The following is a 13,407-nucleotide window of genomic DNA, read 5'->3' on the forward strand; positions in this document are numbered from 1 at the left end:
CTAACGTCCCTTCCAAACCGGTGTGCGCTTCTCGCGGAACGCGGCGGGACCCTCTAGCGCGTCGGCGCTGAGGTACACCGGCTCCCATATCTGGTCGGCGTGGGCGTAGGCCTCCGTCAGGTGGTGCGCTGCGGAGAGGTATACGGTCTTTTTTGCCGCGAGTACGGACAGCGGTGCGTTGGAAGCGATCCGCAGGGCGATCTCCTGAACTCGTACCCGCAGCTCCGCTGCGGGCACGACCTCGTTCACCATGCCTACCTCGCGGGCGCGCTCGGCAGTGATCGGGTCGCCGGTCATCAAAATCTGCAGCGCAATCCGCGGCGGCAGCAGCCACGACAGCGGGACAGCCCATGGCGAGCCGCGGCCTACCTTGACCTCGCTGACCGCGAACCTGGCGTGCTCGGCTGCGATGACGAGGTCGCACTGCTGGGCCAGTAGGAATCCGCCGGCGAAGGCGACGCCGTTCACCGCGGCGATGGTCGGCTTGGCGACCTGGATGTTGCGCCCGAATTGCGGCGCGAAGTCTGGCGGCGGAACCGTGAGCGCCGTCTCCGCCATCTCTTTAAGGTCCCCTCCGGCGCAGAACGCCTTATCGCCTGCCCCGGTCAGCACCAGAACCTTGGCGGAGTCGTCGGCGTTGAAGCGGTGAACGCTGTGGAACAGTCCCTGCCGGACCGCCCCGTTGAGCGCGTTCCGTGCCTCGGGGCGATTGATCGTCAACCAGGCCACCCCGTCGACGACCTCGTAGGTGATCGCTTCCTCGCTCATCAATCCCCGTCCTGATCGGCACCCGCCCTCCCGATGTGAGGGCTCGTTCACTCGCAGTACGTTACCCGGCAGAATGTCGCGAGGACCAGTTGGTGAGCGAACGCGTTGCGTCCGGCGGCGCAACCCGACCGGCGTGGCCAGCTCCGTAAATGTTGGGTTCGCCACCTCGTCGGCCGCATTCGGTTCGAGCGATTGACGAGATCGGATCCCAAGGCCGCAACACGGGGTTGCATTCGTACGTCAAGTCCTCGGCAAGAATGTGGCCCTCTTCGGCCTTTTGGGATTGGCACGCCGGAGGTGCTCCTTGCCACCGTTTCACCCTTGGCTCCCAGAAACAATCGGTGCCAAATGCTGTGAACGCATGCGTCGCCGCGGGGAACCGCTCGTCAGCGTCCGAGGACTTGAAAACCTTCCCATGCTTTCCGGCGGTCGGCGTGGGGGTCGTTGTCCACTCGCGAAGCGCGATCGAAGACGAGGACCGGACGGGCGTCGCTGGTGTAGCGCGGCCAGCCGTCTCCTGGAACTCCGGTGCGTGCGAAAGCATCCCAGCGCCCTTGCATGTCGTCGCTCACGCGTAGGGCCGAGCGGCGATCGGCTCCGGCGCTGAGTAGCCGACCGAGCGGCGTGCGGTAGGCGTCGAACACCGCAAGAAGCTCCGTCGCATGGGTGGCACCCAGCCCGGCCCATTGCAGAGTTCGCGGGGCGAAGTCATAGCGGTACAGATATGTGGGGGCGTGCCGACTGTGGGAATCCGCGAGCTGCCACAGTGTCGATCCGAATGTGAAGTCGGCCCCCAGTCGGATACAGGCATCGGGGGCCGGATATTCGGGATAGGCAGCAGTAATTCGCTCGCGACAGGTGGGTTCCGCTCCCGCTAGTAACGCTTCGATCTTGGCTTCGTTCGTCGGGAGGAGTTTGAGGAAGCGAGTGAACAACCGGCCCTCGTCGGCGTTCGTACCGACGATCAGCGGCACACGGTACGCCTTGCCGTCGCGCATCGCTTGAATGGGCTCGGACGGTAGATAGTCGGTTCCGAATGTGCATCCCACCGGGTAACCGCCAGCAAGGTCCGATGCACTCGTGGTGAGCAAGCGATCGAATGCATTCACCAGTTGAGCCGGACGCGCCGCCAACAGGAGGCGGGCGGGCTCCCGCTCGTCGGCGCAGAGAATGGATGCGAACTTGGCGGCGAACTCCGCGGCCAGCTCCTGGGAGCGGGATAGCGCGCCGGCCGGACTTTGTGAGATAGCCTGTGCGAAAAGCCCTTTCGCCGCTGGCACGGCCAGCAAAGTGGTAACGGCGTGCGCGCCCGCGCTCTCTCCGAAGATCGTCACGTTATCGGGATCGCCGCCGAATGCCGCGATGTTCTCGCGTACCCACCTGAGCGCCGACACGAGGTCACGCAAGTAGAGGTTGTCGTCAATATGGATGTCTGCGGTGGACAGCGACGACAGGTCGACAGCCCCTAGCGCGCCGAGGCGGTAGTTTGCCGATACGTACACGCAACCGCTGCGGGCAAGCGACGCGCCATCATAGATCGGTGTCGCGGAACTGCCCAGGAAGTACGCCCCGCCGTGAATGAAGAACATCACGGGCAGAGGTCGGTCCGAGCCGCCGTCGGGTGCAACGACATTGAGGGTGAGGCAGTCCTCGCTCATGGGCTGGAACTTGCCCGGACCGACGATGGTGTATCGGCGGGGCTGTGGAGCGCAGTAGCGGAATCGGTGGCAGGGTCGGACGCCGTCCCACGCTTCGACCGGCTGGGGAGCCTTGAACCGCAGCGCGCCGACTGGTGGCTTGGCGTAGGGAATGGAACGCCAGCGATTGACGCCGTCCCGCGTGAATCCTTCGATGGCGCCCGAGGTGAGTTCGGTGCGGACTGTCTTCGCTGGCATGTATCGACAATAGCGAATGACTATTCACACCAGCGCCCGGCTCTGCCGTTCAGTCGCCGTGTCGGGCACGGTTTGGCCTGCTACTGATGACTCACTCGACTTCGGTCAGCGGCCTCCACGGCCGTTCGGTGACGTCGTGGCTGATTCTTAAGCACCGGTTACTTCTTTTCAGAAGAAGAAGCTACCCATGACCGGCTATCTCCGGGCGTGCGGGGACATCCTCAGCGTTGTGAGCGTCGGTACTCGCTCGGAGAGCGGCCGGTCCATCGCTTGAAGGCGTGTGAGAAGTTAGCAAGATCGCCGTATCCGAGCTCGGTCGCGATCTGGCTTGCCGACATTGATCGGGTGATTAACAGCATCATCGCGCTCTCCCGCAGACACGACTGGCGCAACTCGCGAAACGTGGTGCCCTCTTCGGCGAGCCGGCGTTTGAGTGTGCTGGTGGATACCGAGAGTTCGTCTGCGACCCGCTGGCAACTTCGCTGTCCGGGATCCTCGTCCAACAACCGTCTCACCTTCTTGGAGAAGGACGTGGCTCCGCTCTGCTCGTCGAGGGTCCGCCTCAGCTCGGCGACGGCGAGTCGATACGCAAGGGGATCGGAGAACCGGCACACTTCATTGAGCGCGTTGACGGGAACATGAAGGTAGGACATCGGTGCGTCAAAGAACAGGCGCCCGGCTAGTACCATCTCTGCCGCGAGTTTGTTCAGGGAGACCGGCGCTGACCAACTCAAGTGGAGCGTGACGGTCAGCGCGTCACTGACGAGCATGTCCAGCAGTCGTAACAACGCCGAGCCGGTATATGTGACTGCTAAGCAGTCCAGGGCCCGATCGCCTGTGTGCCCCCAGAGCCCGACGGTGAGACCTTGGTCGTTTGGACGGAATTGTGCATTGATCGCCGTGGTGATCAACGGTAGATAGGTGAGCAGCTCGACGATCTCGGCTACCGAGCCTGCGCTGACCAGCGGGACGCTCAACGGGCCGAAAGATGTCAACTGTGCCTGTCCTGCAAACGAGAAGCCGAGCAGGGTTGCCCGGTCGACGTCTAGATCGGGGTACAGATCGCGAAACCACCGCAGTGGCGCCTGGACATCGTGCTGCATCAGCGTCGCCTCGTCGGTTCCCTCGCGCGCCATGATGGTGCGAAGCCGCGCGACGGCGTCCGGGTCGAGTGCCTGGCTCTCCAGCATTTGCACGAACGCGACCGGAGGCACACCGGCGTTGCTGAACTTCACCGATCGTGCCCCCTGAGCCCAATCCACAAGTTCCTGATCCGCGCAAACATAGCGGAAGCGCTCGGATTGGACAATCCTGTTAACAAGTATTCACATTCAGGGCAACTTAAGAGGAGTCGGTAATGGCCGTTGTCACTTTTGTCTCCCACGACGGCGACAAGCACCAGGTGCCTCTCGATGAAGGCCAGTCACTCATGCAGGTCGCGACCAACAATGCAGTGCCTGGCATCGACGGCGACTGCGGAGGCGAAGCGGCGTGCGGTACCTGCCACGTCGTCGTCGATCCGCAGTGGTCCGATCAGGTCGGCTCCTCCGGCGTCGGCGAAGAGGAGATGCTCGCGATGAACCCCGAGCGTCAGCCGACCTCTCGGCTGTCCTGCCAGATGACGGCCTCCGAGGCATGGGACGGCTTGATCGTCCATCTGCCGGAGTTCCAGATGTGACGACGAAGGGAAGTGGTCAAACATGGTAAAAATCTCTGAAAAGGTCGCCGAGAAAGTTCAGGCGACCATCCCGATCGACCTGCAGATTCAAGGTGCACACGCCTACGACAAAACTCGGCGTTGGGTGACCGGTACGAACGGGAAGAAACTCTTTGTAGAGCGTCCTATTCCGCCGGCCGAGGAGGTCGAACTCGCCGACATCGATCTCAGCAATCCTTTTCTCTATCGCCAGGGGCGCTGGCAGTCATACTACGAGCGCCTGCGTAACGAAGCTCCGGTCCATTATCAGCGGCACAGTGCCTTCGGCCCGTTTTGGTCCGTCACCCGGCATGCCGACATCGTGGCCGTCGACAAGAATCATGAGGTCTTCTCCGCTGAGCCATTGATCGTCATCGGGGTGCCGCCCCGCTTCCTGGATATCAAGATGTTCATCGCGATGGATCCACCACGCCACGACCTGCAGCGGGCGGCTGTCCAAGGGGTGGTCGCACCCAAGAACCTACGGGAAATGGAGGGTCTGATTCGCTCGCGCGTAAGGGAGGTGCTGGATAACCTCCCCGTGGATCAGCCGTTCGACTGGGTTCACGACGTCTCGATCGAGCTGACCGCTCGAATGCTTGCGACCCTGCTGGACTTTCCGTACGAGCAGCGTCGCAAGCTTGTCGAGTGGTCGGATCTGGCAACCTCGATGGAGCAAACCAACGGCGGTCCCTCGGACCTTGACGAGACGTTCGTCGGCATGCGCGCCATGGCCCGAGATCTCAGCCGGCACTGGCACGACAAGGCGGCCCGGACCGGTGCCGGAGAAGAGCCTGGGTTCGATCTGATCACCATGCTGCAGAGCAATGAAAGCACCAAAGACCTGATCGACCGGCCGATGGAGTTCTTGGGCAACCTTCTGCTGCTGATCGTCGGAGGCAACGACACGACCCGGAACTCGATGAGCGGCGGCGTTCTCGCGTTGAACCGCTACCCGGACCAGTTCGAGAAGCTGAAAGCAAATCCCGACCTGATCCCCAACATGAACTCCGAGATTATCCGATGGCAGACGCCACTCGCCTACATGCGCCGGATCGCCAAGGCCGACACCATGCTGAATGGTCAGTTCATTCGCAAGGGTGACAAGGTCGTGATGTGGTACGCATCGGGAAACCGCGATGAGCGCGTATTCGATCGGCCCGACGACTTCATCATCGACCGGGACAACGCCCGCAACCACATCTCTTTCGGGTTCGGCGTCCACCGCTGTATGGGCAACCGGTTGGCCGAGATGCAGTTGCGGATCCTGTGGGAGGAGCTGCTTCCTCGTTTCGAGAAGATCGAGGTCATTGGTGAGCCCGAATACGTGCAATCCAACTTCGTCAGGGGAATCAGCAAGCTGATGGTCCGCCTCACCCCGAAAGCCGGCGCATGACTTTGCATCGAGCGGTCATCGTGGGCGCCAGCCACGCGGGCGCCCAACTGGCGGCCAGCCTTCGTCAAGAAGGATGGGACGGCGAGATCGTCCTCGTCGGCAATGAATCGGCAGCGCCCTACCAACGCCCTCCGCTGTCGAAGGCATATCTGGCCGGGAACTGCACAGTCGACAAGCTCGCGATCCGCAGCGCCGAGTTTTACACAAAGCTGCGAATCGAAGTTCTGGATGCGACGGTGGAGGCAATCGATCGCGCAGCGGGTCACCTCTCGCTGAGCACCGGCGAGGTGCTGCCCTACGACAGGCTCGCGCTGTGCACGGGCGCGCGCCCCCGTCGGCTCTCCACCCCAGGCGCCGACCTGGCCGGAGTCTTCTACCTACGCACCGCGGCGGACGTCGAGATGATCCGAGACGCCACCAGACCGGGGCGTCGAGCCGTGATCATCGGCGGCGGTTACATCGGATTGGAGACGGCTGCCTCCTTGCGTGCGTTGGGTCTAGAGGTCACCGTGCTCGAGGCGACGGAGCGCGTCCTCGAACGGGTGACCGCCCCGGAGGTATCGGCGTTCTTCGACCGGATCCACCGGGAGGCGGGCGTCAACATCCAGACGGGCGCGCGGGTCGAGGCTCTGTCTGGCGACGGCAAAGTCGGCGAAGTAGTCCTGGCCGGTGGCGAATCGATTTCCGCCGACCTCGTCATTGTCGGCATCGGCGTTGAGCCGAACACCGAGCTCGCCGCTGCCGCGGGCTTGGTCGTCGACAACGGCGTCGTGATCGACGACCAAGCCCAGACCAGCGACTCCGCCATCATGGCCGCCGGGGACTGCGTCAGCCACGACATGGCTCGTTACGGCCGCCGTATACGTCTGGAGTCCGTGCCCAGTGCGGCCGAGCAGGCCAAAGTCGCGGCGGCGACTTTGTGCGGGAAGTCCAAGAAGATATCAGCGCTGCCTTGGTTTTGGTCAGATCAATACGACCTCAAGCTCCAGATCGCGGGTCTCAACACCGGGTACGACGAGGTGGTCCTCAGCGGCGACCCGACCCGCGACCGCGACTTCACCTGCTTCTACCTGCGTGCCGGCGAGCTCATCGCCGCCGACTGCATCAATCGCCCCCGCGACTTCATGTTCAGCAAGCGGGTCATTACGCAGCAGGTCCCCGTCGAACGGGCCGAACTCATGCTCGCCGGCTCGGTCTGAGGTCATGGCTGCATGGGCGATGGGACGGCGACTGCGATTGCGACGCGTGTGTCGGAGACGAACGTCAGCGAGAACCGCCATCCAACTCCGCTGGCCGCGGGGACTGGCTAGCGGATGCCGCCGGGCACCTCGGCGGTGTTACCGCAGCGCATCAGAAGCTAGTGGAGGTCGCCAACAGGCGTGACGATTTTTGCGGGGGGAGCATCGTCTTGAGTCGATGCTCGCGACTGTTCTGTTCTGACAACGAGATTGGTGGAGATTGACGGTGGCGGTATTCAAGGACGAGGACGAGGTCTATGCCTTCTTGGGTGGGATCTTTCAACGGGGCTTGGAGAAGGAGGGACTGGCGGACAAGCTCGCAAATTCGGGTGTGGTGTTACGGGTGCACTACACCGATCCGGACGCGGTGGTAACGGTGGACATGCCGAAGAAGGTGGTGGAGACCGGAGCGGCCAGTACCGCGGTGCCCAACGTGGAGTTGTTCATGTCGGCGGACACTGGAAACAAGTTCTGGCTGGGCAAGGTGAACCTGACGATGGCGATGGCCAAGGGGACGGTGCGCGCAAAGGGCCCGGTGCCGAAGTTGATCAAGTTGATTCCGCAGGCCAAGAATCTGTTCCCCGAGTACCGGTTGATGCTGCAGAGTCAGGATCGGCAGGACCTCATCGATGCGTGACCGTCGCCTCATCAAGGGTTGTCGGGCGGGCTCTCGATGAGGAGCACGATGCAGGACGTTGCGTTGACGGTGCCCGCGATCGTGGCCCATGCTGCGGCAGTCCATGGCGATCGCGAGGTGTTGACCGCACGCGGACCCCAACAGATCTCTGGGGTGTCGTATCATGAGTTGGGGCAGCGTGCGGCGCGGTTGGCGAATGCGTTGCGCGAGATAGGCATTTGTGGAGACGAGCGTGTCGCGACGCTGCAGTGGAGCAACCAGGAGCACCTGGACTGTTACGCGGCGGTGCCGTCGATGGGTGCGGTGCTACATACGTTGAATCTGCGGCTGCCACCTGAACAGCTGACGTGGATCGCCAATCATGCCGAAGATCAGGTGATCATCGTCGACGGTACGGTGCTGAACCTGTTGGCGGCGGCGTTGCCGTCGATGACCTCGGTGCGCACGGTGCTGGTGACCGGCACGGGTGATCTTACCGCAGTGCAGGGCTGCGGAAAGGACGTCCTTCGCTACGACGATGTGGTGGCAGCCCAGCCGAGCACGTTCGACTGGCCCGACGTCGACGAGCAGTCGGCCGCAGCGATGTGCTACACGAGCGGTACTACCGGGCACCCGAAAGGCGTTGTCTACAGCCACCGTTCGACGTGGTTGCACTCTCAATCGGCGTGCACCTCGAACGCCTTGGGCATCGGTCATGACGACACGGTGTTGGCGATCGTTCCGATGTTCCACGCTAATGCCTGGGGGTTGCCGTATGCGGCGATGATGGCGGGGGCGCAGCTTCTGCTGCCTGACCGTTTCCTGCAGGCGGGGCCATTGGTGGAGATGATCGAGGCGGCCCGGCCCACGATGGCGGGCGCTGTGCCGACGATCTGGACCGATGTCTTGCACTACCTGCGCGACAATCCCGGCCACGACGTGAGTTCGCTGGAGATGGTGGCGTGCGGTGGTTCGGCGGTTCCGAGGTCGTTGATGACTGCCTATGACGAACTGGGCATCCGAATCGTGCAGGCCTGGGGGATGACTGAGACCTCCCCGCTGGCTGCGGTCGCTCTGCCGCGGAACACCGACACCCCGGAGAGGTCCCTTTACCTGCGGGGAACCCAAGGCAGGGTAGTGGCCGGTGTGCAGGCGCGCATCGTTGATGACAGCGGTGCAGAACAACCTTGGGACGGACTGTCGGTGGGGGAGATTCAGATCCGCGGCCCGTGGATCACTCAGTCCTATTACGAGCATGACAGTCCGGCGGTGTCGCCGGACGGTTGGTTATGCACCGGGGATGTCGGGACCATCAGCGCCGATGCGTTCATCACTCTCACCGACCGCGCCAAAGACGTGATCAAGTCTGGAGGGGAGTGGATCTCCTCGGTGGAATTGGAGAACGAGTTGGCCGCTCACCCTGCAGTACGCACCGCCACGGTGATTGGAGTGCCCGACGACAAGTGGCAGGAACGGCCGCTGGCAGTGGTGGTCCTGGCCGCTGACTGCACCGCCACCGCTGCGGAGTTGACTGAGTTCCTGCGTGCACGGGTGGCCAAGTGGTGGCTACCGGAACGGTGGGCGTTCGTCGCCGACGTTCCGTTGACGTCTACTGGCAAGTTCGACAAGAAGAAGCTGCGCCGCCAGCATGCCGACGGTGAGCTCGCCGTCGAGACGCTGGCGTGAACCATCCACTGCTACGGAAGCACCGACGTTGAGGAGAGGACACACATGAAAACACGCGCTGCCGTGCTCTGGGGCTTGGGAGAGAAGTGGGAGGTTGATGAGATCGAGCTGGATCCGCCCGGTGCGGATGAAGTGCTGGTCCGGTTGACCGCCAGCGGGTTGTGCCATTCAGACGAACACCTGGTGACCGGTGATCTGCCGTTTCCGCTGCCCGTCGTCGGTGGTCATGAAGGCGCCGGCACCGTGGTCGAGGTGGGTGCAGGTGTCGAGGACCTGGCCGAGGGCGATTCGGTCATCCTGACGTTCCTGCCGTCTTGCGGGCACTGCTCTTACTGCGCGCGCGGGATGGGAAACCTGTGCGACATGGGTGCGGCGATCATGATGGGACCCCAGATCGACGGCACCTACCGCTTCCATGCCCGCGGCGAGGATGTCGGCCAGATGTGCTTGCTGGGCACGTTCTCGGAATACACCGTGGTGCCGAAGGCCTCCTTGGTCAAGGTTGACCACGGGACACCGTTGGACAAGGCGGCCTTGATCGGTTGCGGTGTCACGACCGGTTACGGCTCGGCGGTACGCACCGGTGACGTGCGCGCCGGGGATACCGTGGTCGTGATCGGCGCCGGCGGCATCGGCATGAATGCGATCCAAGGCGCCCGCATCGCTGGCGCGTTGACCATCGTGGCTGTCGACCCAGTGGAGTTCAAGCGCGAACAAGCTGGCGGTTTCGGCGCGACGCATGCCGTTGCCACCATCGATGAGGCCTGGTCACTGATCAGCGACATCACCCGTGGCAAACTCGCCGACGTCTGCGTCTTGACCACCGACGTCGCCGAAGGGGCCTACACCGCTGAGGCGCTATCACTGGTCGGTAAACGCGGCCGTGTGGTCATTACCGCGATCGGACACCCCGAAGACACGTCGATGTCGGGCTCGCTGCTGGAATTAACGCTGTATGAAAAGCAGATCCGCGGTGCCCTCTACGGCTCGTCCAACGCCGCCCACGACATCCCGCGGCTCGTCGAACTCTACAACTCCGGACAACTCAAACTCGACGAGCTGATCACCCGTGAGTACACCCTCGATGAGATCAATGAGGGCTACGACGACATGCGGTCAGGCCGCAACATCCGAGGACTCATCCGATTCTGACAGAGCACCGAAAGCAGGGAAGCGCAAAACGGCACCAAGCGAGCTCAGTACAACGATGGCGATGCTGCGGGTCAGGGGCTCTCACCGTTGACGCTTTGATGCGGATAGCGATCGAAAGCAATGTTTCCCATAGTCATAGGCGGTCGAGCTGCGCGGGTGAGATTGGCTGCGGTCGACCAGTTCTGGCACCTACCGCCAGCCGCGACGCCTTGATGGAACGTAGCTTTCGATGAGTCTTAACAGTGCTATTGGACAAGAGAGGAAGCGGCGATGGCGAGGATTGAAATTCCCTATCCCCACAGGAGAGGAGGGCACTGTGGTTCCGGTGCGCTGCGTGACCTTACTGAATGGGCACAACTAGGATGGGGGACAGAAACACTCAGTGAAGGATTGGTCTTCACCCTCGGCGGAGCCTTGGACTTCTCGTACGTCCGCTCTACGCAATTGTTTCCCCAGATCTACCTGGTAGGACGAGGAAGCGACCTGGAAAAAGACTACCTCTCCCGAGTTGGTGCAAACTGCGTAGTGCGATCGACCGATGACGCAGACGTGGGATGGTCATTTGTTACCGACGAAGTCGACAAGGGCCGACCCGTCATGGTCTGGGCTGACATCGGCGAACTTCCTTACCTGCGCGTCCGATTGCACATGAGCCGTCACGACATCGTCATCACCGGATATGATGACGAACAAGGGGTTGCCTATGTGGTCGATAATGACCGCGAGACCACCCAAACGGTGGCTTATGACGACCTGCGCCGGGCGCGGTCCTCGGTAGGGTTCCCTACACCGACCCGGCACACCACATATCACGTCGACTGGCCGGAGCGAGTGCCCGACCTTGGGCCGATTGCCGCCACTGCATTAGCCGCGAGCGCAGCTTTCATGCGCGGCGGTGCCGTAGGTGCGCCGCTACTGCGCATCGAGGCAGCTGAAGTCGAGGCCTCCGGTTTGAAGGGTGTGCAGGAGTTCGCCGATGACGTACGGCATTGGCCAACGGTGTTTGATGACGACGCCCTGACCGCGGCATTGTTCGGGCTCGGGGCGTTCATCGAGAAAGCCGGAACCGGTGGCGGGCTCTTTCGTATGCTGCAAGCACAAGGTTGCCAGAATATCGCCGATCTCCTCGGGGACGCCGCCGCAGCCGAAGCGGCGGCCGCGGCCCGACACGCTTCCCAAGCGTGGTCTGAGCTTGCGGCCGCAGCCACCGATGCCGGCACATCGCTACGGAGTCGTAGTCTCGCTGCGGCCAAAATCGCCGCGACGATCCCGGACTCCGAAACACGCCTCGTCGAAGCCCTCGAAACGGCCAGTCGATCCGTTGGCACTGTCGATACCGGCCTCGAGGCTTATCTGAAAGGCTATCTGTGAGCGACACTTCAAACGAATCGAGTTTCCTGGAGACAACTGGGTTCCTCGATTGGCAGCACGACGATGTACAGCGCTTCACCGAGGACGCGGTCGGTGACGTTCGTGACCCTGTGCAGAAGGCGAGGTTGATCTTCACCGCTGTGCGGGACAGGATTTGGTACGATCCCTATAGCACCGACGACGATCCCGAGCATTATCGGGCGAGCTATGTAGCGACAGCGTCGAGGGCGTATTGCATACCGAAGGCGGTGCTGCTGACCGCGGCAGCTCGTGCGGCGGGCATTCCGGCCCGGCTCGGATTCGCGGACGTGCGCAACCATCTGCAGACCACCACATTGCGTGCCCGGATGGGAGGTACCGACGTGTTCGTCTACCACGGATATAGCGAATTACAACTCAACAACCGCTGGGTGAAGGCCACTCCGGCGTTCAATGCCGAGCTCTGCGCGCGATTCGGTGTACCTCCGATCGACTTCGACGGCCACACCGATGCGCTCCTCCATGCCTACGACGGTGGGGGAAGCCAACACATGGAGTACCTCAACGACCGCGGTTGGTACCACGATCTCCCCTTCACCGACATCGTTACAGAGTTGCATCACCGGTACGGCCCGCTCATGGCTGGCGCTGGAGCCCAGCGTGACGCCTTCTCCCAGGAGTTGTGAGGCGCTGCGGACTGTGTGCCAGTTCATTGTGACGCGATCTGGCCGGCTATGAATACACTGCAGTCCAAGGGATTACGGGCAGGACCAGATAGCCGACAGTGTCCTAATCGGAAGGTGTGTCGCAGCGATGATCTCGGCGGGCTAACGAGTCCTACATACATATCTACCGGCGATCAGCCCAGTCGACGCCGGCGCAATTCTTCAGTCGTGTGGTGAACCACGCGCTACGAGGGTCTATTTAGGAGGGTTTCGTCATCGAAGAGCAAGCGGAAGAAGATTCGGCCATCGCATGGTGGCATAGCTTTCAGGATCGTGCTGTCGCCGCCGACGGCGACTACCTTGATGCGCACCACCCGTGGTGCCTTGGTTGCGGCACAGACAATCCGCACGGTCATCGCCTGCGAGCGCGTCGGCATGGCGACGGGGTGGGTGCCAGGCATATCTTCGACGGCAGACATCGCGGCGCACCCGGTATCGCACATGGCGGCGCAGTCATGACCGTACTCGACGACATGGTGGGCATGTTGCTGTACGTCGTCGGTGAGATGGCCGTCACCCGCAGGTTCGATACCGAGTTCTACGCGCCGGTGTTGCTGGGGGTCCCCTACGAGGTCAGCGCGGAGCTGGTGTCCAAGACCGGCCGGAAACTCGAAGTCCGGACAGAATTGCGCGAGGAGACTACCGGTCAGCTAGTCGCGTCCGCCTCAGGGTTATTCGTCGTCGTCACGATGGCGCACTTCACTAGTTCCATACAGAAGGCGACTTCGACACCCTGCATTGTGCGGTCACCCAGGGAGGGAAGATGCTGAGCACCAGCCTTGGAGGTGGCGCACGGCTGGCCGCGCGCGTTCCACGTCTCTTACCCCGCTCGACGCAAACATCATCAACGCACTCATGTACCTGGTCGCCGAGGATCACCTCCAC

At 62.5% G+C, this 13,407-nt stretch carries 13 protein-coding genes; 9 read left to right on the forward strand and 4 right to left on the reverse strand.

All coding sequences use genetic code 11. From position 1 onward, the window contains the following. From ABDC78_RS19175 to ABDC78_RS19185, 3 genes are all read right to left on the reverse strand, one after another. Positions 1-768: an enoyl-CoA hydratase-related protein gene (locus tag ABDC78_RS19175; protein WP_011895438.1), complete on the reverse strand. Its 768-nt coding sequence runs from the start codon at positions 766-768 to the stop codon at positions 1-3. Positions 769-1,154: 386 nt separating this feature from the next. After that, the gene (locus ABDC78_RS19180; protein ID WP_067992190.1) at positions 1,155-2,663 is read right to left on the reverse strand and encodes a carboxylesterase/lipase family protein; all 1,509 of its coding nucleotides are present in this window, start codon (positions 2,661-2,663) and stop codon (positions 1,155-1,157) included. A gap of 221 nt (positions 2,664-2,884) precedes the next feature. Then, positions 2,885-3,898, reverse strand: a complete 1,014-nt coding sequence (locus tag ABDC78_RS19185; RefSeq protein WP_041800299.1) for a helix-turn-helix transcriptional regulator — start codon at positions 3,896-3,898, stop codon at positions 2,885-2,887. Between the two features lie 122 nt (positions 3,899-4,020). On the opposite strand from ABDC78_RS19185, the gene ABDC78_RS19190 reads away from it, so the two are divergent. The 8 genes from ABDC78_RS19190 to ABDC78_RS19225 all read left to right on the forward strand — a co-directional run bounded on the left by ABDC78_RS19190 (position 4,021) and on the right by ABDC78_RS19225 (position 12,483). After that, on the forward strand, positions 4,021-4,341 hold the full coding sequence (locus ABDC78_RS19190) for a 2Fe-2S iron-sulfur cluster-binding protein (RefSeq protein WP_011895435.1): 321 nt from the start codon (positions 4,021-4,023) through the stop codon (positions 4,339-4,341). 22 nt (positions 4,342-4,363) lie between these two features. Further along, the gene (locus tag ABDC78_RS19195) at positions 4,364-5,755 is read left to right on the forward strand and encodes a cytochrome P450 (RefSeq protein WP_011895434.1); all 1,392 of its coding nucleotides are present in this window, start codon (positions 4,364-4,366) and stop codon (positions 5,753-5,755) included. Continuing rightward, the gene (locus tag ABDC78_RS19200; RefSeq protein ID WP_067992193.1) at positions 5,752-6,954 is read left to right on the forward strand and encodes an FAD-dependent oxidoreductase; all 1,203 of its coding nucleotides are present in this window, start codon (positions 5,752-5,754) and stop codon (positions 6,952-6,954) included. Before ABDC78_RS19195 ends, ABDC78_RS19200 begins: the two co-directional genes overlap by 4 nt. Positions 6,955-7,219: 265 nt before the next feature. Next, positions 7,220-7,630 (forward strand): SCP2 sterol-binding domain-containing protein, encoded by a 411-nt coding sequence (locus tag ABDC78_RS19205; protein ID WP_067992196.1) that lies wholly within the window; start codon positions 7,220-7,222, stop codon positions 7,628-7,630. Between the two features lie 48 nt (positions 7,631-7,678). Beyond that, entirely contained in the window at positions 7,679-9,295 is a 1,617-nt protein-coding gene (locus tag ABDC78_RS19210; protein WP_078290122.1) for a fatty acid--CoA ligase, read from the forward strand. A 45-nt stretch (positions 9,296-9,340) separates the two neighbouring features. Further along, complete coding sequence (locus ABDC78_RS19215; protein ID WP_067992199.1) at positions 9,341-10,447, forward strand: NDMA-dependent alcohol dehydrogenase; 1,107 nt, start codon at positions 9,341-9,343, stop codon at positions 10,445-10,447. A 270-nt stretch (positions 10,448-10,717) separates the two neighbouring features. After that, complete coding sequence (locus tag ABDC78_RS19220; protein WP_067992202.1) at positions 10,718-11,818, forward strand: BtrH N-terminal domain-containing protein; 1,101 nt, start codon at positions 10,718-10,720, stop codon at positions 11,816-11,818. Beyond that, positions 11,815-12,483: a transglutaminase-like domain-containing protein gene (locus tag ABDC78_RS19225; RefSeq protein ID WP_043985051.1), complete on the forward strand. Its 669-nt coding sequence runs from the start codon at positions 11,815-11,817 to the stop codon at positions 12,481-12,483. The genes ABDC78_RS19220 and ABDC78_RS19225 overlap by 4 nt, the downstream gene beginning before the upstream one ends. Positions 12,484-12,707: 224 nt before the next feature. On the opposite strand, the gene ABDC78_RS19230 is transcribed toward ABDC78_RS19225, so the two are convergent. Further along, the gene (locus ABDC78_RS19230; protein ID WP_162291742.1) at positions 12,708-12,941 is read right to left on the reverse strand and encodes a hypothetical protein; all 234 of its coding nucleotides are present in this window, start codon (positions 12,939-12,941) and stop codon (positions 12,708-12,710) included. 36 nt (positions 12,942-12,977) lie between these two features. Between ABDC78_RS19230 and ABDC78_RS19235 the strand changes: the two genes are divergently transcribed. Then, entirely contained in the window at positions 12,978-13,292 is a 315-nt protein-coding gene (locus ABDC78_RS19235; protein ID WP_043985053.1) for a hypothetical protein, read from the forward strand. Positions 13,293-13,407 lie beyond the last annotated feature (115 nt).

The organism is Mycobacterium sp. DL (assembly GCF_039729195.1).
Taxonomy (GTDB): domain Bacteria; phylum Actinomycetota; class Actinomycetes; order Mycobacteriales; family Mycobacteriaceae; genus Mycobacterium; species Mycobacterium hippocampi_A.

Bases quoted from the DNA above. Each gene is read 5' to 3' on its own strand.
- ABDC78_RS19175 (WP_011895438.1), bottom strand. From the start codon at position 768: ATGAGCGAGGAAGCGATCACCTACGAGGTCGTCGACGGGGTGGCCTGG.
- ABDC78_RS19180 (WP_067992190.1), bottom strand. From the start codon at position 2,663: ATGCCAGCGAAGACAGTCCGCACCGAACTCACCTCGGGCGCCATCGAA.
- ABDC78_RS19190 (WP_011895435.1), top strand. From the start codon at position 4,021: ATGGCCGTTGTCACTTTTGTCTCCCACGACGGCGACAAGCACCAGGTG.
- ABDC78_RS19195 (WP_011895434.1), top strand. From the start codon at position 4,364: ATGGTAAAAATCTCTGAAAAGGTCGCCGAGAAAGTTCAGGCGACCATC.
- ABDC78_RS19200 (WP_067992193.1), top strand. From the start codon at position 5,752: ATGACTTTGCATCGAGCGGTCATCGTGGGCGCCAGCCACGCGGGCGCC.
- ABDC78_RS19210 (WP_078290122.1), top strand. From the start codon at position 7,679: ATGCAGGACGTTGCGTTGACGGTGCCCGCGATCGTGGCCCATGCTGCG.
- ABDC78_RS19215 (WP_067992199.1), top strand. From the start codon at position 9,341: ATGAAAACACGCGCTGCCGTGCTCTGGGGCTTGGGAGAGAAGTGGGAG.
- ABDC78_RS19220 (WP_067992202.1), top strand. From the start codon at position 10,718: ATGGCGAGGATTGAAATTCCCTATCCCCACAGGAGAGGAGGGCACTGT.
- ABDC78_RS19230 (WP_162291742.1), bottom strand. From the start codon at position 12,941: ATGTCTGCCGTCGAAGATATGCCTGGCACCCACCCCGTCGCCATGCCG.
- ABDC78_RS19235 (WP_043985053.1), top strand. From the start codon at position 12,978: ATGACCGTACTCGACGACATGGTGGGCATGTTGCTGTACGTCGTCGGT.